The organism is Amycolatopsis lexingtonensis (genome assembly GCF_014873755.1).
In the GTDB taxonomy this organism is placed as follows: Bacteria; Actinomycetota; Actinomycetes; order Mycobacteriales; family Pseudonocardiaceae; genus Amycolatopsis; species Amycolatopsis lexingtonensis.
In genome coordinates, this window is record NZ_JADBEG010000001.1 from 4341557 (window position 1) to 4360743 (window position 19187).

The 19187-nt window shown below is 71.9% G+C and carries 19 protein-coding genes; 8 read left to right on the forward strand and 11 right to left on the reverse strand.

Translation table 11 applies throughout. The features are described from left to right. Positions 1-158: 158 nt before the first annotated feature. Positions 159-767 (reverse strand): TetR/AcrR family transcriptional regulator, encoded by a 609-nt coding sequence (locus tag H4696_RS19150; protein WP_249027127.1) that lies wholly within the window; start codon positions 765-767, stop codon positions 159-161. 70 nt (positions 768-837) lie between these two features. Here H4696_RS19150 and H4696_RS19155 point away from each other — a divergent pair, with 70 nt between their 5' ends. Beyond that, entirely contained in the window at positions 838-1698 is an 861-nt protein-coding gene (locus H4696_RS19155) for a sterol desaturase family protein (RefSeq protein WP_086862989.1), read from the forward strand. 3 nt (positions 1699-1701) lie between these two features. On the opposite strand, the gene H4696_RS19160 is transcribed toward H4696_RS19155, so the two are convergent. The 5 genes from H4696_RS19160 to uvrC all read right to left on the reverse strand — a co-directional run bounded on the left by H4696_RS19160 (position 1702) and on the right by uvrC (position 7882). Then, positions 1702-2676 carry a glucosyl-3-phosphoglycerate synthase gene (locus H4696_RS19160; protein ID WP_192782412.1) on the reverse strand — a complete coding sequence of 325 codons (975 nt, stop codon included), beginning with the start codon at positions 2674-2676 and terminating at the stop codon, positions 1702-1704. Between the two features lie 365 nt (positions 2677-3041). Then, a complete protein-coding gene (gene whiA, locus H4696_RS19165; RefSeq protein WP_086862988.1) occupies positions 3042-4034 on the reverse strand; it encodes a DNA-binding protein WhiA in 993 nt (330 codons plus the stop codon). After that, the gene (locus H4696_RS19170; protein ID WP_086862987.1) at positions 4034-5026 is read right to left on the reverse strand and encodes a gluconeogenesis factor YvcK family protein; all 993 of its coding nucleotides are present in this window, start codon (positions 5024-5026) and stop codon (positions 4034-4036) included. Before H4696_RS19170 ends, whiA begins: the two co-directional genes overlap by 1 nt. Before the next feature lies 1 nt (position 5027). After that, complete coding sequence (gene rapZ, locus H4696_RS19175; protein ID WP_014466867.1) at positions 5028-5885, reverse strand: RNase adapter RapZ; 858 nt, start codon at positions 5883-5885, stop codon at positions 5028-5030. 41 nt (positions 5886-5926) lie between these two features. Beyond that, on the reverse strand, positions 5927-7882 hold the full coding sequence (gene uvrC, locus H4696_RS19180) for an excinuclease ABC subunit UvrC (RefSeq protein WP_086862986.1): 1956 nt from the start codon (positions 7880-7882) through the stop codon (positions 5927-5929). 165 nt (positions 7883-8047) lie between these two features. Between uvrC and H4696_RS19185 the strand changes: the two genes are divergently transcribed. The 3 genes from H4696_RS19185 (at position 8048) to H4696_RS19195 (ending at position 10720) form a co-directional block, all read left to right on the forward strand. After that, a complete protein-coding gene (locus tag H4696_RS19185) occupies positions 8048-8770 on the forward strand; it encodes a S1 family peptidase (protein ID WP_086862985.1) in 723 nt (240 codons plus the stop codon). A 66-nt stretch (positions 8771-8836) separates the two neighbouring features. After that, positions 8837-9613, forward strand: coding sequence for an exodeoxyribonuclease III (locus H4696_RS19190; protein ID WP_086862993.1), 777 nt, complete (start codon positions 8837-8839; stop codon positions 9611-9613). Between the two features lie 42 nt (positions 9614-9655). After that, on the forward strand, positions 9656-10720 hold the full coding sequence (locus H4696_RS19195) for a toll/interleukin-1 receptor domain-containing protein (protein ID WP_086862984.1): 1065 nt from the start codon (positions 9656-9658) through the stop codon (positions 10718-10720). Between the two features lie 14 nt (positions 10721-10734). Here H4696_RS19195 and H4696_RS19200 read toward each other — a convergent pair whose 3' ends face one another. The 5 genes from H4696_RS19200 to rpe form a co-directional block, all read right to left on the reverse strand. Beyond that, the gene (locus H4696_RS19200) at positions 10735-11178 is read right to left on the reverse strand and encodes a PH domain-containing protein (RefSeq protein WP_086862983.1); all 444 of its coding nucleotides are present in this window, start codon (positions 11176-11178) and stop codon (positions 10735-10737) included. Continuing rightward, positions 11175-11681, reverse strand: coding sequence for a 6,7-dimethyl-8-ribityllumazine synthase (gene ribH / locus H4696_RS19205; RefSeq protein ID WP_086862982.1), 507 nt, complete (start codon positions 11679-11681; stop codon positions 11175-11177). Before ribH ends, H4696_RS19200 begins: the two co-directional genes overlap by 4 nt. After that, on the reverse strand, positions 11678-13006 hold the full coding sequence (locus H4696_RS19210; RefSeq protein ID WP_086862981.1) for a bifunctional 3,4-dihydroxy-2-butanone-4-phosphate synthase/GTP cyclohydrolase II: 1329 nt from the start codon (positions 13004-13006) through the stop codon (positions 11678-11680). Before H4696_RS19210 ends, ribH begins: the two co-directional genes overlap by 4 nt. After that, positions 13003-13632 (reverse strand): riboflavin synthase, encoded by a 630-nt coding sequence (locus H4696_RS19215; RefSeq protein WP_086862980.1) that lies wholly within the window; start codon positions 13630-13632, stop codon positions 13003-13005. The genes H4696_RS19210 and H4696_RS19215 overlap by 4 nt, the downstream gene beginning before the upstream one ends. Before the next feature lie 79 nt (positions 13633-13711). Continuing rightward, on the reverse strand, positions 13712-14383 hold the full coding sequence (gene rpe, locus H4696_RS19220; RefSeq protein WP_086862992.1) for a ribulose-phosphate 3-epimerase: 672 nt from the start codon (positions 14381-14383) through the stop codon (positions 13712-13714). Positions 14384-14505: 122 nt separating this feature from the next. Here rpe and H4696_RS19225 point away from each other — a divergent pair, with 122 nt between their 5' ends. The 4 genes from H4696_RS19225 (at position 14506) to H4696_RS19240 (ending at position 19107) form a co-directional block, all read left to right on the forward strand. After that, a complete protein-coding gene (locus H4696_RS19225; RefSeq protein WP_086862979.1) occupies positions 14506-15705 on the forward strand; it encodes a sensor histidine kinase in 1200 nt (399 codons plus the stop codon). Continuing rightward, positions 15702-16361, forward strand: a complete 660-nt coding sequence (locus H4696_RS19230) for a response regulator transcription factor (protein WP_086862991.1) — start codon at positions 15702-15704, stop codon at positions 16359-16361. Before H4696_RS19225 ends, H4696_RS19230 begins: the two co-directional genes overlap by 4 nt. 157 nt (positions 16362-16518) lie before the next feature. Further along, the gene (gene phoA / locus H4696_RS19235) at positions 16519-17913 is read left to right on the forward strand and encodes an alkaline phosphatase (protein WP_192782413.1); all 1395 of its coding nucleotides are present in this window, start codon (positions 16519-16521) and stop codon (positions 17911-17913) included. A 102-nt stretch (positions 17914-18015) separates the two neighbouring features. Beyond that, positions 18016-19107, forward strand: a complete 1092-nt coding sequence (locus H4696_RS19240) for a serine hydrolase domain-containing protein (protein WP_192782414.1) — start codon at positions 18016-18018, stop codon at positions 19105-19107. Positions 19108-19187: the final 80 nt, after the last annotated feature.

Consider the following 19187-nt stretch of genomic DNA (forward strand, 5'->3'; position numbering starts at 1 on the left):
TCGCCCGACGTCTTGAATGACTCATTCAGGTCTTCGGAGGTCCTGAATGAGTCATTCAAGACGCTGGTGCAACGCTGCGGGCTGCACCGACGCGACTTTGCCGGAGCCCTGACGCCGGAGGTCCTGAATGACTCATTCAAGACCATGCGAACCCGCGGTCACCAGCCGAACAAGCCGCCCATGATGCGGGCGCAGCGGGACGTCATCGCGGCCGCGTCCTCGTCCGGGCGGTCGATCCACCAGCTGATCAGCGAGTCGACCACGCCGGTCCAGACCTGGGCGATGGCCTCGATGTCGACCGGGTCGGCCAGGCCGCGCGAAGTCATCAGCTCCGTCGCGCCCAGCAGCGCGAAGGCGTCCAGGCGGCGCCGGTAGTCCGCGGCCGCGCCGGCGATGTCGCCCGTCGCCGGCACCGTCGCGTCGCGCAGCAGGCGCCACGCGTAGCGGTCGTGGTCGAACGTCGTGAAGATCGCGGACAGCACCTTGAGCGGCATCTTCTCGGGCTCGCCGCCGCCCGCCATGGTCGTCGCGACGCCCTCGGTGAGCCGGTCGCCCGCGCGGTGGAGGCAGGCCAGGTAGAGGCCGTCCTTCGAGCCGAAGTACTGGTACAGCAACGGCTTCGTGACCCCGACGCGGCGCGCGATCTCGACCATCGACGCGCCCGCGTACCCCGCCCGGCCGAACTCCTCGGTGCCGGCCACGACGAGCTGGGCCTCGCGTTCCTCGCGGGGCATCCCCTTGGTCCCGACCGCCCTTGACTCCGTCACGCCGCAGAGCCTAGCGTTCATGAAGTGACCCTTGGGTAAGTTACCGTATGGTCAGATACAAGGAGGCGACGTGGCCGAGTTCCTGGCGCACCTGCGCGACCCCGTGTTGTTCGCGACCCCGGTGTTCCTGCTGTTCGTGGCGATCGAGATCGTCGCGGTGCACGTGCTCGGCCACGACGACAACGTGGTCGGCTACAGCGTCGCCGACACCCGCACGAGCATGCTCATGGGCACCGTCGCGGTCGGCGTCAACGGGCTGTTCCGGCTGGTGATGCTCTTCGTCTTCGCGGCGCTGTTCGAACTCGCGCCGGTGCGGCTGGATCCGCACGACTGGTGGACGTGGGTGCTCATGCTGCTCGGCCAGGAGCTGGTGTTCTACGCCTACCACCGGGCCAGCCACCGCGTGCGGCTGCTGTGGGCCGGGCACCAGGTCCACCACTCCAGCGAGCACTACAACTTCTCGACGGCGCTGCGCCAGAAGTGGACCCCGTACTTCCAGCTGCCGTTCTGGTCGGTGCTGGCGCTGTGCGGGATCCCGCCGTGGATGATCCTGACCGGGCTCTCGATCGACCTCGTCTACCAGTTCTTCGTGCACACCGAGAAGGTCGGCAAGCTGCCGCGCTGGTTCGAGTACGTCTTCAACACCCCGTCGCACCACCGCGTCCACCACGGCAGCGACGCCGAATACCTCGACGCCAACTACGGCGGCATCCTGATCATCTGGGATCGGCTGTTCGGCAGCTTCGTCCCCGAGGGCAAGCGGCCGACGTACGGGCTGACGACGAACATCGGGACGTACAACCTGCTGAAGGTCGGCTTCCACGAATACGGCTCGATCCTGCGCGACCTCCGCGGCGCGCGGACCTGGCGCGAGCGCGCGGGCTACGTGTTCGGGCCGCCCGGCTGGCAGCCCGAACACGCGCTCGTCTGAGGGCTACGCCGTGTGCCGCAGCGCGAGGCTGTTCAGCGGCGGGCGCTGCGGCGACGTCAGGTCGGTCAGCACCAGCTCGCGCTCCACCCCGCTGTCCGAAGCGCCCCGCTGGAACTGGGCGAGCATGGTGGCCGGCGGGACGGCGGTCACGAGCCGGTCGTAGCGCTGCAAGCGGTCGAACAGCGTCTGCATGATCTGCCCGGCCATCCGGCCCAGCGCCTGCGTGCTCTGGTGCCGGTGGACGCGGTGGCCGAGGTCGACCTGGGCGAGCGCGTCGAGGCCGCGCAGCTCCAGCAGGTCGATGAGGTGCCCGATCTCGACGCCGTAGTTGGCGACGAACGGGATGCTCTCCAGCACCTCGCGGCGGCCCGCGTACTCGCCCGCGAGGGGCTGGACGAAGCCGGACAGCTCCGGCCAGAACATGTTGAGCAGCGGCCGCGCGACGAGTTCGGTGACGCGGCCGCCGCCGTCGGCCTCGGTGCCCAGCGGGCGGTGGTAGAAGCCCTTGACGTAGGCGACCGACGGGTCCACGAGGAGCGGGCCGAGCAGCCCGGTCACGTAGTCCGTGGTGAAGTCGTGCAGGTCGCCGTCGACGAAGACGACGAGGTCGCCGGTCGTCGCCGCGACGCCCTTCCAGAGCGCCTCGCCCTTGCCCGGCAGGCCGCCGAGGTCGGGGAAGACGGCGTCCTGCGCGACGACGTCCGCCCCCGCGGCGGCGGCGACTTCGGCGGTGGCGTCGGTCGAGTGGCTGTCGACGACGAGGATCTCGTCGACGAGCAGGCCCAGGAGCTCGTCCCGGATGGCGGCGACGATCGCGCCGACGGTGGCTTCTTCGTTCCGCGCCGGGATGACGACGGAAACAGTGGTCCGTCCCTTGGCCGCGACGAGTTCCGCGAGGGTCCGGTCCCCCGCCTTGCTGCTGCGCCGGGTGAGCCAGGTGCCGACCTCAGGCGACACCTGCAGGCGTGCGTTGCGCATGCTTTCCCCTTCCCTCGATCACTTCCGAGGTTCGAGGTGCCGCGTTTCGGGCACGGCTCCCCGGCGCTACCGCGGTGTTACGAGATGGCGCTTCTCGTTAACCGCGTACGGCTTGGCGGAGGGAATCACCGCATACGAGCCGGACCGGCGCCCGGTCGGCAGAACACGGTGTTCACCTACCTGGGCCTGGAAGCCTGGGGCGACGACTACGCGCCCGGCGAGCTGCTGGCGACCCGCCGGCGACAGCTGACCCGCAGCGCCCCAATGTGGCGTTGGTTGCGTCCAGCGCACCCAATGTGGCGTTCGGTGCGTCCAGCGCACCCAACGCCACATTGGGGCGCTTGGGGCCAAGCGCGGTCAGGAGGTCAGGCCTCTTCTTCCTCCAGCATCTCCGGCGTGACCGCGGACTCGGTGTCCGGGATGCTCAGGTCCTTCGCCCGCTTGTCCGCCATCGCAAGCAGCCGCCGGATACGCCCGGCGACCGCGTCCTTCGTCATCTGCGGGTCCGACAGCTGGCCCAGCTCCTCCAGCGACGCCTGCCGGTTCGACAGGCGCAGCTTGCCCGCCGCCAGCAGGTGGTCCGGGGCCGTCTCGCCGAGGATCTCCAGTGCGCGCTCCACCCGGGCCGCCGCCGCCACGGCCGCGCGGGCCGATCGGCGGAGGTTCGCGTCGTCGAAGTTGGCCAGGCGGTTCGCCGTCGCGCGGACTTCGCGGCGCATCCGGCGTTCTTCCCACTGCAGGACGCTCGTGTGCGCGCCCAGGCGGGTCAGCAGCGCGCCGATCGCGTCGCCGTCGCGGACGACCACGCGGTCCGCGCCGCGGACCTCGCGCGACTTCGCCTGGATGCCCATCCGGCGGGCCGCGCCGACCAGTGCCAGAGCCGCCTCCGGGCCCGGGCACGTGACCTCGAGCGACGACGAACGGCCCGGTTCGGTCAGCGACCCGTGCGCGAGGAACGCGCCCCGCCACGCCGCTTCCGCGTCGGCCACGCCGCCGGACACCACGGCCGCGGGCAGGCCGCGCACCGGGCGGCCGCGCTGGTCGATCAGCCCGGTCTGGCGGGCCAGGCCTTCGCCGTCCTTCACCACGCGCACGACGTAGCGGGTGCCCTTGCGCAGCCCGCCGCTGGCGGTGATGACGTGGACGTCCGAATGGTGCCCGTACAGCTCGTGGATCTCCTTGCGCAGCCGTCGCGCGACCGAACCCGTGTCCAGCTCCGCTTCGACGACCACCCGGCCGGCCACGATGTGCAGCCCGCCGGCGAAGCGAAGCAGCGACGCGACCTCCGCCCGGCGCGGCCCGATCTTCGTGATCTCCAGCCGGCTCAGTTCGTCCTTCACCGCGGCGGTCATCGCCATTACTGCCCCTCCCTGCCTTTCGCTCCTCCCCCGTGCTCCCCGTCCCTGCCGAGACCGAGAGCCTCCCGCATGCACCGCGCGAGCGCATCAGGATCATGCCGTCCCGCCACTTCCGGGTCGGCCACCGCCCCCAGGTGGGCCCGCGCGCCCAGCCGGGCCGCCGCGCGCCGGAGATTCGCCGGGTCGGGCACGGAATCGCGGTCCGCGATCACCGCGTCGACCCGCAGCAAGGGGGCGTGCTCGGAGAGTACGTCCAGGTGCCGCTCCGGGGAGAATCCCGCGGTTTCCCCCGGCTGGGGGACAAGGTTGAGGACGATCGCCTTCGTGGCGGTCGTGCGCACCAGCGCGTCGTGCAGCCCCGGCACGAGCAGGTGCGGTAAAACGCTCGTGAACCACGAACCCGGACCGAGGAAGACTACGTCGGCGGCGAGCACCGCTTCGACCGCTTCCTCGCACGCCACCGGCGGCCGCGCGGAGGTGCCCGGGGAGCGCAGGCTGACCCGCCGCACCTGCCCCGGGGTCGAGGCCACCGCGACCTGGCCGCGGATCCGGCGCAGCGCCGACGGGTCCTCGCTGTCGAGGCCGCTGACCTCGCCTTCGATCTCCAGCGGCTCGGGCGACATCGGCAGCACCCGGCCCGAGACGCCCATCAGGCGGCGGGCTTCGTCGAGCGCGGCGACCGGGTCGCCGAGCACCTCGAAGAGGCCGGCCAGCAGCAGGTTCCCCACCGCGTGCCCGGCCAGTGCGCCGTCGCCGCCGAAGCGGTGCTGGAAGACCTCGGCCCACAGCGTGCCGCCGTCCTCGGCGGCGAAGGCCGCGAAGGCCTGCCGGAGGTCGCCCGGCGGCAGCAGCCCGAGTTCGCGCCGCAGCCGGCCGGACGATCCGCCGTCGTCGGCCACGGTGACGATCGCCGTGACGTCGGGGGTCACCCGCCGCACCGCGGACAACGTGGCGTGCAGCCCGTGGCCGCCCCCGAGGGCGACCGCGCGCACGTTATTCACGACCAAGGTCGCGGTGCACCACCTTCACGGCCATACCGTCCTCTTTGGACAGACGCTCGGCGAGCTCGACGGACAGCGCCACGCTGCGGTGCTTGCCGCCGGTGCAGCCGACGGCCAGCGTCAGGTACCGCTTGCCCTCCCGCTTGTAGCCGGCGCCGATCAGCCGCAGCAGCTGGTGGTAGCGGTCCAGGAACTCCTCGGCGCCCTCCTGCGAGAGGACGTAGTTGCGGACCTCGCCGTCGAGGCCCGTGTGTTCGCGCAGCTCCGGGATCCAGAACGGGTTCGGCAGGAACCGGACGTCCATCACCAGGTCGGCGTCCATCGGCAGGCCGTACTTGTAGCCGAAGGACAGCACGGTGACCCGGGTCTGGGTGCTCGCCTCGGAGCCGAACGCGTCCTCGATCTTGGCGCGCAGGTCGTGCACCGACAGCGACGACGTGTCGAGCACCAGGTCGGCTTCTTCGCGCAGCGGCTCCAGCAGCGTCCGCTCCGCCGTGATGCCGTCGGCGAGCCGGCCGTCGCCCTGCATCGGGTGGCCGCGGCGGACGGCTTCGAAGCGGCGCACCAGCACCGCGTCGGTCGCCTCCAGGAACAGCACGCGCGGCTTGTAGCCCCGCGCGTCCAGGTCCTTGATGACCGAGGCGAGGTCGTCGGTGAACGCGCGCGAGCGCACGTCCATGACGACGGCCACCTTCGTGATCGCGCCGCGCGCCTGCGCGCCCAGCTCGACCATCGTCGCGATCAGCTCCGGGGGCAGGTTGTCGACGACGAACCAGCCCAGGTCCTCCAGGCACTTGGCCGCCGTGCTGCGGCCCGCCCCGGACAGCCCGGACACGACCGCGACCTCCATGCCGGACCCGCGGATCTCCTCTTGCGCACTCACTGTGTTCCCTACTCCCCTGCTTTCGTGCCGTTGCCCGCACCGGACTCCCCGGCCAGCGCGGCGACCACGGCCTCCGCGGTGCGCCTGCCGAAGCCGGGCACCGCCTCGATCTCCTCGACCCTGGCCTGCTTGAGCTTCTTCACCGAGCCGAAGTGCTTGATCAGCGCGGTCCGGCGAGCCTGCCCCAAGCCCGGCACACTGTCCAATTCGGACGTCACCAGCCGCTTGGAGCGCTTCTCGCGGTGGTAGGCGATGGCGAACCGGTGGGCCTCGTCCCGCAGCCGCTGCAGCAGGTACAGCCCCTCCGACGTCCGCGGCAGGATCACCGGGTCGGGGTCGGCGGGCAGCCACACCTCTTCGAGCCGCTTCGCCAGCCCCACCACGGCGATGTCGGTGATGCCCAGCTCGGCCAGCACGTCGGCGGCCGCGGTGGCCTGCGGGCCCGCACCGTCGACGACCAGCAGGTTCGGCGGGTAGGCGAACTTCTTCGGCCGCCCGGTCTCCGGGTCGAGGCCGGGCTTGCTCGACTCCTCCGCGGTTTCCTTGAGGTAGCGGTGGAACCGCCGGCGCACGACTTCGGCGATCGAGGCAACGTCACCCTCGGTGGCCGCCTCCCGCAGCGCGAAGCGGCGGTACTCGGACTTGCGCGCCAGCCCGTCCTCGAAGACGACCAGCGACGCCACGACGTCGCTGCCCTGGATGTGGCTGATGTCGATGCACTCGATGCGCAGCGGCGCGGTGTCGAGGGCCAGGAACTCCTGCAGCTCGGTCAGCGCCGCCGAGCGGGCCGTCAGGTCGCCGGCGCGCCGCAGCTTGTGCTGGGTGAACGCCTCCCCCGCGTTGCGCTCCACCGTCTCCGCCAGGGCTTTCTTGTCACCGCGCTGCGGCACCCGCAGCTGCACCCGCGAGCCGCGCAGCCCGCTCAGCCACTCCGCGACCGCGTCGGCGTCCGCGGGCAGCTCCGGGACCAGCACCTCGCGCGGGACGACCGGACCGGCGTCGACGTCGTCGCGCGCGTCGAGCTCGGCCTCGTCGCCGTAGAACTGCGTGAGGAAGTGGTCCACCAGGGCCGGGACGTCCATCTCCTCGGCCTTGTCGATCACCCAGCCGCGCTGGCCCCGGACCCGGCCGCCGCGCACGTGGAAGACCTGGACCGCGGCTTCGAGCTCGTCGTGGGCGAACGCGACGACGTCGGCGTCCGTGCCGTCGCCGAGCACCACGGCCTGCTTCTCCATCGCGCGGCGCAGCGCGCCCAGGTCGTCGCGCAGGCGGGCGGCGCGCTCGAACTCGAGCTCTTCGGAGGCCGCGGCCATCTCGGTCTCGAGCCGCTTGATCATGACGTCGGTCTTGCCGGCGAGGAAGTCGCAGAAGTCCTCGACGATGTCGCGGTGTTCGTCCGCCGAGACCCGGCCGACGCACGGCGCCGAGCACTTGTCGATGTAGCCGAGCAGGCAGGGGCGGCCGATCTGGCCGTGGCGCCGGAACACCCCCGCCGAGCAGGTGCGCGCCGGGAAGACGCGCAGCAGCAGGTCGAGCGTCTCGCGGATGGCCCACGCGTGCGCGTACGGGCCGAAGTACCGGACGCCCTTCTTGCGCGCGCCGCGGTAGACGTGCAGGCGGGGGAACTCCTCGTTCAGCGTCACCGCGAGCACCGGGTAGCTCTTGTCGTCGCGGTAGCGGACGTTGAACCGGGGGTCGAACTCCTTGATCCAGTTGTACTCGAGCTGGAGCGCCTCGACCTCGGTGGTGACCACGGTCCACTCGACGCTCGCGGCCGTGGTGACCATCTGGCGCGTGCGCGGGTGCAGGCCGGAGAGGTCGGCGAAGTACGAGTTCAGCCTGCTGCGGAGGCTTTTCGCCTTGCCGACGTAGATGACCCGCTTGGTCGCGTCACGGAATTTGTACACGCCAGGGGCATCCGGGATGCTCCCCGGCGAGGGACGGTAGGTGGTCGGGTCAGCCACGTTGTCAAGACTATGGGTCGGCACCGACAGTTCTCGCAGACCCCCGGCCGCACCGCCGGAAGTAGGGTGTTCGTCCGCTTCCGACTTTGGAAGGTGTCCCCCTGGGTGACGCGGTGGTTACTTTCCGACCGGCCGATCCGGCCCCCGTCCGAAAGGATCCCCACCGTGAGCTCTCTCCGTCTTCTCGGCGCCGCCTCGGCGGCCGCCGTCGCGCTGACTCTCGCGGGTGGCGCCGTGGCTTCCGCCGGCGTCCAGCCGAACATCGTCGGCGGCTCCACCGCCCCCACCGTGTCGTGGGGCGCCCAGGTGTACGTCAACACCCCCGGGCGCGACTACCAGGGCTTCAACTGCTCGGGCACGGTCATCGCGGCGCGCTGGGTGCTGACCGCGGTGCACTGCCTCGACCAGGACGGCTCGGGCATGTACGTCCGGGTCGGCAGCAACACGCTGCTCTCGGGCACGAAGATCGCCGTCGACAACGAGTACGAGTCCCCGAACGGCGACATCGCGCTGCTGCACCTGGCGTCGTCGACCAGCACCGCGCCGATCGCGCTGGGCAGCTCGGACCCGGCCACCGGCAGCACCAACCAGATCTACGGCTGGGGCCGCACCACCCCGACCGGCCCGCCGGCGACGTCGCTGAAGACGGCGAACGTCCAGGTGACCGGCCGGTCCACGGACGCCTACGGCGGCCGCGCGATCCAGAGCGTCGGCATCGACGGCTCGGCGTGGAAGGGCGACTCGGGCGGCCCCGAGGTGGCCAACGGGGTCCAGGTCGGCGTCGCGTCGACGGTCCAGAACCAGAGCGGGTCGAACACGCGCGGCACGAACAACTACGCGAGCGTGGCCGCGAGCCGCTCGTGGATCCGGACGACCGCGGGCGTGTGATCGTCGCCGGGGCGGCGCTTCGGCGCCGCCCCGGTTCCGTCGGTGGCGTGTGGGATGCTCGCGGGCATGCGGATCGCCACGTGGAACGTGAACTCCATCGTCCCCCGCCTGCCGCGCGTGCTGGGCTTCCTGGAGGAGACGGCGCCGGACGTGCTGTGCCTGCAGGAGCTGAAGACCACGACGGAGAAGTTCCCGCTGGCCGAGGTCGAGGCACTGGGCTACGAGGTGGCGGCGTACGGGCTCGGGCGCTGGAACGGCGTCGGGATCGTGTCGCGCGTGGGGTTGTCCGACGTCGTGCGCGGGCTGCCGGGCGAGCCGCGGTTCGAAGACGCCGCGGAGGCGCGGGCGATCGGCGCCACCTGCGGCGGCGTGCGGGTGTGGTCGGTGTACGTGCCGAACGGGCGCGAGCCGGACAACCCGCACTACGCGTACAAGCTGGAGTGGCTGTCGTCGCTGCATTCGTTGGTGGCTTCGGAGATTTCGTCCGGGCCGTTCGCGGTGCTGGGCGACTTCAACGTGGCCCCGACGGACGCGGACGTGTGGGACATCGCGGTGTTCGCGGAGTCGACGCACGTGACTCCCCCGGAACGCGAAGCACTGGCACGCCTGCGGAAGCTGGGGCTGTCGGACGTGTTCCCGCGGCCGTTGAAGTACGACCACCCGTTCACGTACTGGGACTACCGGGCGGGGAACTTCCCGAACAACAAGGGGATGCGGATCGACCTGGTGTACGGGAACGAGGCGTTCACTTCCGCGGTGACGGATTCCTATGTGGACCGGAACGCGCGGAAGGGGAAGGGGCCTTCGGACCACGCGCCGATCGTGGTGGACCTGGACCTCTGAGCCGGGCGTAACGGGCGGGGCCACGCCGCCGACTTGGGGCGCATGGCCGATGCCGAAACCGTACGCCATCTCGCTCGCGGTGCCGAAGAGTGGAATTCCCACCGCCGGACGGCCGCTCTCGGGCACCCGGATCTCACGGGCATCAAGATCTTCAATTCGGCGCTGCCGGGCTTGGACCTGAGCGCCGCCGATCTCGACGGCGCGGAGCTGTGGAACGTCGACCTCCGGGGCGCCTGCCTCGACCATGCCCGCCTCAACGGCGCCAGGATCGTCGGCACCCGCCTGGACGAGGCCTCGCTGAAGGCGGCCGAAATCAAGGGCAGCGACTTCGACCGCGTCTGCCTGCGCCGGACCGACTTTTCGGACGTGGAAGCCTTCGAACTGCGCATTCGCCGGTCGATCCTGACCGGGGCCGATCTGACCGGCGCCTCCTTGCGCGGGTACACGCATTTCTACAACTGCGAGCTGTCCGGCGTGACGCTGACCGGGGCGACCATCGAAATCGGCATGGTCAAACGGCCGACCGCGGACCGGGAAACGTTGACCCGGCTGAGCGCCATCGGGTGCCGGGCGATCGAGCTCGCCAACCTGCCGCTGGCGCAGGATCGCCCGGTCTGCGACGCGTTCCGCATCGACGTGCCCGACGATCAGTACGGTGTCCTCGTCGCCGACGGCTCGGCTTACTGGATCAGCGAAGGCCGGTACGACGTGTTCATCAGTCACGTGAGCAGGTACAAGACCGAGATCGCCACGCCGCTGGCCGGGCAGCTGGAGCGTCGCGGACTCCGGACCTGGATCGACGACCGGCGCCTCACCATCGGTGACGACCTGGCCGAAACCATCGGGTTCGGGATCAGGTCGTCGCGCTTCGGCGTCATCGTGGTCACGCCGGACTTCTTCGGCCGGAGGTGGCCGGACCGCGAGTTCGGGCTCTTGCGCGACAAGCGCCTGTTCCTGGTGCTGCACCAGGTGGAACCGGCTCGGCTCGGAGACCTCCACCCCGGCCTGGAAGACTCCCGGCTCAGCCTGCCCTGGCGGCTCGGCGAGGAAGAGGTGGCCGACCGGATCCACCACGCGATCCGCCGGCCGCCGAGGGTGCTGGGCTGACGCGGCAGAAGTGGCTAGCCGCCGGTGGCCGCGCGGTGCAGTTTTCGCAGTGCCCGCACCGCTTCCACCGCCCGGTCCCGGTCCACCGCCTGCACCGCCATCACCGCGTGGTACTCGTCGTCCGGCAGCTCCAGGCGCGCCCACGAAGCACCGTCCGGGAAGCTCACCGACAGCACCTCGCTCCACGCGAACCGCCGGGTCATCACCACGTTCCGGACCTCGATGCCCTCTTCGTCCGCGCGCACCCGGGCGATCGCGAACAGCATCACGCCGCACGCGAGCAGGATGCCGATGCCGATCATCGCGGCCTGGTCGGACCGCTGGAAGCGGACGCCCGTGTCGCCGTTGCGCAGCAGCACCGCCACGACCACGAACACCGCCAGCAGCGCCACCGCCAGGACGCTGCACACGATCAGCGCGCGCCGCGGGCGGATCACCAGGAGAGTCTTCACGGTCACACGAATCCCCGCTCGGTCCACGGCTGGCGCAGGCTCTTCAGCACGTGCGCGGTGTCCAGTGCCGCGACCGTCGCCTCGTAGCCCTTGTCCTCCTTGGCGCCCGGCCGGCCCGACCGGTCGACCGCCTGCTCGTGCGTGTCGCACGTCAGGACGCCGTTGCCGACCGCCGTGCTCTCGTCGAGCGCCACCCGGGTCAGGCCCGCCGTCACCGCGTCGCACACGTACTCGAAGTGCGGGGTGCCGCCGCGGATGACCACGCCCAGCGCGACCACCGCGTCGTGGTTGCGGGCCAGTGCCTGCGCCACCACCGGGAGCTCGACCGCGCCGGCGACGTGGACCACGGTCGGGTCCTCCTCCAGCTCCGCCTCGCGCGCCGCGACCAGGGCGCGCTCCAGCAGGACGTCGGTGATGTCCGCGTTCCAGCGCGTCGCCACGATGCCGAGCTTGAGGGACTTGCAGCCGGTCAGGTCGAGGGAAACGTCAGGACGGCCTTCGCCGCTCACTGTGCTCCTCCATCCGCGTGCTCGGTGCCCGCGCCGACCTGGTCGTAGTGCTCGAGCTGGGCCAGGTCGTGGCCCATCCGGTCGCGCTTGGTCCGCAGGTAGCGCAGGTTCTCCGGGTTCGGCGAGATCGGCAGCGGCACGCGCCCGGTGACGCGCAGGCCGTAGCCCTCGAGGCCGATCCGCTTGGCCGGGTTGTTCGACAGCAGCCGCATGGTGCGGACGCCGAGGTCGCACAGGATCTGCGCGCCGGTGCCGTAGTCGCGGGCGTCGGCCGGGACGCCCAGCGCCAGGTTCGCGTCGACCGTGTCGGCGCCGTCGTCCTGCAGCTGGTAGGCCTGCAGCTTGTGCAGCAGGCCGATGCCGCGGCCTTCGTGGCCGCGGATGTAGAGCACGACGCCGCGGCCTTCGGCGGCCACCGCTTCCAGTGCCGCGTCCAGCTGCGGGCCGCAGTCGCAGCGCAGCGAGCCGAAGACGTCGCCGGTGAGGCACTCGGAGTGCACGCGCACCAGGATGTCCTGACCGTCGCCGATCTCGCCGTAGACGAACGCGACGTGCTCGATGCCGTCCAGCAGCGAGTCGTAGCCGACCGCGCGGAACGTGCCCGCGGCCAGTGGGATCCGCGCCTCGGCGACGCGCTCGACCTGCTTCTCGGTGCGGCGGCGGTAGGCGATCAGGTCGGCGATGGTGATGATCGCGAGGTCGTGGTCGGCGGCGAACACCTCGAGCTCGTCGCGGCGCGCCATGTCGCCTTCGTCCTTCTGCGACACGATTTCGCAGAGCACGCCCGCCGGCGCGAGCCCGGCCATCCGGGCCAGGTCGACCGACGCCTCGGTGTGCCCGGGGCGGCGCAGCACGCCGCCCTCCTTGGCGCGCAGCGGCACGACGTGGCCGGGGCGCCGGAAGTCCTTCGCCGTCGACGCCGGGTCGGCCAGCAGCCGGATCGTGTGCGCGCGGTCGGCGGCCGAGATGCCGGTGGTGATGCCGTCGGCGGCGTCGACCGTGACGCTGTACGCGGTGCCCCGCGCGTCCTGGTTGGTGTGGTACATCGGCGGCAGGTCCAGCCGGTCCGCTTCGGACTCGGTCAGCGCCACGCAGACGTACCCCGAGGTGTAGCGGACCATGAAGGCCAGCAGCTCCGGCGTCGCCTTCTCGGCGGCGAAGATGAGGTCGCCCTCGTTCTCGCGGTCTTCGTCGTCGACCACGACGACCGGGCGCCCGGCCGCGATGTCCGAGATCGCCCGCTCGATGGCGTCGGCGTCGAACACCGCCCCGGTCCCACAGGGCGTCCAGCCCGCTTCGGGCTCTGCCGCACTAGTCTCACTCATGGCCGCTCCTCCGTGCCGCTGTCCCGATTCTGCACCTGATCGCGGATATGCGCTTCGGCCAGCTTCTCCACGTACTTCGCGACCACGTCGACCTCGAGGTTGACCGGGTCGCCCGCTTCGCGCCCGCCGAGCGTGGTCGCCTCGAGCGTGGTCGGGATCAGCGCCACCTTGAACTGGTCGGCGGTGACCGCCGCGACGGTGAGCGAGATCCCGTCGACCGCGATCGACCCCTTCTCGACCACGTACCGGGACAGGTGCGCCGGCAGCGAGAACGTCGTCACGCCGTTCTCGTCGCGGGAGAGGAACACGCCCGTGCCGTCGACGTGGCCCTGCATGATGTGCCCGCCGAGCCGCCCGCCCGCCGGGGTCGCGCGCTCCAGGTTGACCCGGTCGCCGGTGGCGACCTTGGCCAGGCTCGAGCGCCGCAGCGTCTCGTCGACGACGTCGACGGTGAACTCGCCGTCGGCCACCTCGACGACCGTGAGGCACACGCCGCTGACCGCGATGGAGTCGCCGTGCCCGGCGTCGCTGGTGACCAGCGGGCCGCGGATCCGCAGCCGCGCCGCGTTGGTCAGCTGCTCGACCGAGGTGATCTCGCCGATCTCCTCGACAATGCCGGTGAACACGTCCTGCCTCCTTGTGAGCCGCTGCTCCCCATCCAACACCCGCCGCGGCCCGGTGGCTTCTCCGGTGCCGCCCGGCCGGTCAGCCGGCGCGGCCGCGGGCCGCCTGCTCGCGCAGCGCGGCGACCGCTTTGCCCGGGTCGGCGGCGCCGTAGACGGCGGACCCGGCGACGAAGCAGTCGACGCCCGCCTCCGCGGCCTGTTCGATGGTGTCGGCGTTGATGCCGCCGTCGATCTCGACGACCAGCTTCAGGTGGCCGGTGTCGACCAGCCGCCGCGCGGTGCGGACCTTCTCCAGCACGTCGGCGATGAACGATTGCCCGCCGAAGCCCGGCTCGACCGACATGACCAGCAGCGTGTCGTAGTGCTTGAGCGCGTCGAGCCACGGCTCGAGCGCGGTGCCCGGCTTGAGCGACAGGCCGGCCTTCGCCCCGGCGGCGCGCAGGTTCTTCGCCAGCGTGATGGGGTCCTTCGCGGCTTCGGCGTGCACCGTGACGTTGTAGGCGCCGGCCTCGGCGTAGCCGATCGCCCAGCGGTCCGGGTCGTCGATCATGAGGTGGCAGTCGATCGGCACGTCGGTGCTCTTCAGCAGTGCCTTCACGACGGGGAGGCCGAGGGTCAGGTTGGGCACGAAGTGCGCGTCCATGACGTCGACGTGGACCCAGTCGGCGCGGGTCTCCCCGCCGGCGGCGACGGCGGCGATCTCCTCGCCGAGCCGGGCGAAGTCCGCGGACAGGATGCTGGGGGCGATCAGGGGTCGGTCTGCCACGTCCCGAGTGTAGGAGGCCGCTGCTAACGGTCGCTAACCGGTTGTGACCAGGATCTGGCTCCGCGGAGGGAGGTGTGCGCCACTCCGGCCGCAATAGGCTCGCCGGCATGTCCGGTTTCGTGAAGTCCCTGGTCCGCCCCGGTGGCTACCGCGGCTTGCCCTACGCCGTGCTGGGCGCGGCGCTGACCGTCCCGGTGGCGCCGTTCGCCGTGCCGTGGGCCTTGCTGAGCCCGGCGGGACGGCCGCGCGTGCTGCTCGCCCTGCTCGGGCTGGCGGTGCTGCTGGGCCTGCTGGGGTTGCTGGGACCGGTGCGGCGGTTCGGCGTCGCCGCGGCGAACGGGCTGCTGGGCACGGCGCTGCCGTCGCCCGGCCGAGCCCGGCCCGCCTGGTCGGACCGCCTGCGGTCCGGGACGTGGCTGGTCCTGCACGCCGGGTTCGGCGGCCTCCTGGTGGCCGTCGACCTCCTGCTGGTCTTCGGTCTCTTCTCCATCGCGATGTGGCTGCGCGGCGACCAGGACGAGTTCTCGTTCTTCGGCGCGACCACCGTCGCCGGGCCGTGGACGGTGCCGGCCTCGCTGATCATGCTGGGGCTCGCGATGGTCCTCACGGCCGCCGCCACCCGCGGTTTCCGGACCGGCGCGACCGCGCTGCTGGGCCCGTCCGACCGCGAACGCGCGGTGCTGGCCGAACGCCACGCGGCCGTGCTCGCCCAGCGCAACCGGCTGGCCCGCGAGCTGCACGACTCGATCGGGCACACGCTCACGACGTCGACGATCCAGGCGGCGGCCGCGGCCGAGCTGGTCGAGGCCGACCCGGCCCAGGTGCGGCGCGCGCTCGGCACGATCGAAGAAGCCTCCCGCAGTGCGCTGGAGGACCTCGACCACGTGCTGGGCCTGCTTCGCGAAGAACCCGCGGCGAAGGAGCCGGCACGCACCCTGACCAAGGTCGACGTCCTCGCGGTGCGCGCCCGCGAAGCCGGGCTAGACGTGCGGCTGGCCGTCACCGGGCCGGTCGCCGCGCTGCCCGCCGCGGTGTCGCGGGAGGGCTACCGGATCGTCCAGGAGGGACTCACCAACGCCCTGCGCCACGCCGGTCCCGGCGCGGTGGACGTCCGGGTCGAGGCCGGGCCGGACGCCCTCGCCATCGCCGTGGTCAACGCGCTGGCCGGCGCGGGCCCGCGCCCCGGCCGCCGCGGGCTGGCCGGGCTCGCCGAGCGCGTCGAAGCCCTACGTGGCGAGCTCGCCGCCGGCCCGGACGGCGAACGGTGGCGGCTGCGCGCGACCATCCCGCTGCGGGCGGGCGCATGAGCCCCGCGGTGCTGCTCGCCGACGACGAACCGCTGGTCCGGGCCGGGTTGCGGGCGCTGCTGGAGCAGCAGGGCCTGCCGGTGGTCGGCGAGGCCGCCGACGGCGCCCAGGTGCTGCCCGAGGTGCGCCGGAGCCGGCCGGACGTCGTGCTGATGGACGTCCGGATGCCCGGCACCGACGGCATCGAGGCCACCCGGCAGGTGCTGGCCGCGCTCGAGGACCCGCCGAAGATCCTGGTCGTCACGACGTTCGACAACGACGACTACGTCCACGAAGCGCTGCTGGCCGGGGCCAGCGGGTTCCTGCTGAAGCGGGCGCGCAAGGAGGAGATCGCGCACGCCGTCCGGACCGTCGCCGCCGGGGATTCGCTGCTGTTCCCCGAAGCGATCCGGCGGCTGGTGACCGCCCGGCCGCCGGGCGGGAAGCACGCGCGGGCGGCGAAGACGCTGACCCGGCGCGAGGCCGAGGTGCTCCGGCTGATCGCCGGCGGACTGTCCAACCAGGACATCGCGGCCGCGCTGGTGATCAGCCTGGAGACGGTGAAGACCCACGTGGGCAACATCTTCGCGAAGCTCGGCGCGGGCAACCGCAGCCACGCCGTCGTGATCGCCTACGAAGCCGGTGTCGTGCGGCCCGGACACCTCGCCGGCCGGTAGCCGACGTGCTCCCCGTCACCCGCGGGAAGCCATGAGTTCGATCAGCGGACGCCCCGCGGTCACCTCGTGTCCCTTCGCGGAACACATGCACGGGGACTAATGGGCCATGCCCGAAATCCGGGCGGAAAACCCCCGAAGTCCCCATCCGAGGAGAACCATGGCTTCGCTGTTCGCCGGCCGCCGCCGGTGGCTGATCGCGGGCGCGCTCGGCGCCGCACTGGTCGCCGCCGCCCCGGTCGCACTGGCCACCGGCGGTTCCGGCAACGCCGACGCGCGCGCGTCGGCCGGCACCGGTGACCGCACGAACGACGTCCGCGCCGCGATCCAGGGCGGGCACGCCCGCAACGTGATCCTGTTCATCGGCGACGGCATGGGCCAGTCGGAGATCACCGCGGCCCGCAACTACGAGCGCGGCGCCGCCGGCCGGCTCGCGATGGACGAGCTGCCGCTGACCGGCGACTACACCACCTACGCCGTGGAGCGGGACAACCCGGCCAAGCCGGACTACGTGACCGACTCGGCCGCGTCCGGCACCGGCTGGGCCACCGGCACCAAGACCTACAACGGCGCCATCTCCGTCGACGCGTACGGCAACGACGTCCCGACGATCCTCGAGATCGCCAAGCGCAATGGCCTGCGCACCGGCGACGTCACCACCGCCGAGGTCCAGGACGCGACCCCGGCCGTGCTCGGCTCGCACGTCGTCAGCCGCGACTGCAAGGGCCCGGTCGAGACGACCGCGAAGTGCGCGAAGAACGCCAAGGAGAACGGCGGCCTCGGCTCGATCGCCGAGCAGCTGGTGCAGACCCGCCCCGACGTCCTGCTGGGCGGCGGCGCGAAGTACTTCAACCAGCCGGTGACGGCCGGGAAGTTCCAGGGCAAGACCGTGCTGGAGCAGGCCAAGGCGGCCGGCTACACCGTCGCGAACACCGCGGCGGACCTGGCCGCGGTCAAGAAGGGCAAGCCGGTCCTCGGCCTGTTCGCCGACGGCAACATGCCCGTCAACTGGACCGGCCCGGCGGCCGTCCACGGCGGCACCGCGCCGGCCCGGTGCACCCCGAACCCGAAGCTGCCGGCCACCCAGCCGAAGCTGGCCGACCAGACCCGCAAGGCTCTCGAGCTGCTCGACGACCGGCGCAGCGACAAGGGTTTCTTCCTGCAGGTCGAGGGCGCGAGCATCGACAAGCAGGACCACGCGGCCGACCCGTGCGGCCAGATCGGCGAGACGGTCGACTTCGACGCGGCGATCGCGGCGGGCACGGCGTTCGCCCGCAGCCACCCCGACACCCTGGTGCTGGTGACCGCCGACCACGGCCACAGCAGCCAGATCGTCGAGCCCACCGCCACCCCGGGCCTGACCGCGACGCTCGTCACCAACGAGGGCGCGAACATGACCCTGGCCTACGGCACCGCGGAAACCGGCGGCTCGCAGTCGCACACCGGGACCCAGGTGCGCATCGCGGGCCTCGGCCCGCAGGCGGCCAACATCGTCGGGCTGACCAACCAGACCGACCTGTTCGGGACTCTCAAGCGGGCCCTGAAGCTGCGCTGAGTGGTGGGGTGAACCCCCGGGTTCTTCGGGTGGTCTCCCCGATTCCCCCTGGTGTCCGGTGTCCCTAGCGTGGGGAAAACCACGACACCAGGGGGTTTTCTCATGCGAAAGTCACTGCGGATCGCCACCGCCGGCACGCTCGTCGCCCTGCTCGCCGCCACCACCGCGGCACCGGCGTTCGCGACCGGTTCGGTGCAGGACAGCCTGGACGCCCTGACCGCCCAGGACGGCGTGCCGGGCGCGGCGGCGGTGGTCCAGGACGGCGCCCGGACGCGGGTCACGCGCAGCGGCACCGGGGACGTCACCACCGGGAAACCCTTCCCGCGCAACGGTTCCTTCCGCGCGGGCAGCGTCACGAAGACGTTCGTGGCGACGGTCGTGCTGCAGCTCGTGGGCGAGGGCCGGGTGAAGCTGGACGCGCCGGTCGAGCGCTACCTGCCGGGCCTGCTCCCGGACCGGCGGATCACCGTGCGGCAGCTGCTCCAGCACACCAGCGGGCTCTACAACTACACCGACGACCTCGACCTGGCCGACCCGGAAGCCCTGCGCCACCGCGGCGCCGAGCCGGCCGAGCTGGTGGCGATGGCGCTGAAGCACCCGGCGCTGTTCCCGCCCGGCGCGGGCTGGTCGTACTCGAACACGAACTACATCGTGGCGGGGATGCTCGCCGAGCGCGTGACGGGCCGTCCGCTGGACGATCTGATCGCCCGGCGGATCACGCGGCCGCTCGGCCTGCGCGACACGTACCTGCCGCGCCGGGGCGACGAGAAGCTGCCCGACCCGCACGCGGTCGGCTACGCCCCGATCGGCGGGCGGCTGGTCGATTTCAGCGACTTCGACGCGACGATCGCGGGGGCGGCGGGCGGCCTCGTCTCGACTCCGGCGGACCTGGACCGGTTCTACGGCGCACTGCTGGAAGGTCGGTTGCTGCGCCCGGCGGAGCTGGCCGAGATGCGGCGCACGGTGCCGGCCGATCTGGGGGTGCCCGGGGCCCGGTACGGGCTGGGCATCGGCAGCATCCCGGTGTCGTGCGGCGAGTTCTGGGGTCACGAGGGCGGGATCATCGGCTTCACGAACCTCGCGGGGGTGGGCCCGGGCGGCCGCCGGGTGACGGTGGTGCTGAACGAGAACCCGACCCCGGCGGACACGAACCAGCACCTGCTGGCGGCGACGGACGCGGCGGTGTGCTCGTAGCTGAAGCGGCGCGGAATTTGTCGGTGGTGACCGGTAGCGTGGAAAACGGGGGCGCCCCCGCGGCCGGGTGCTCCACTCGG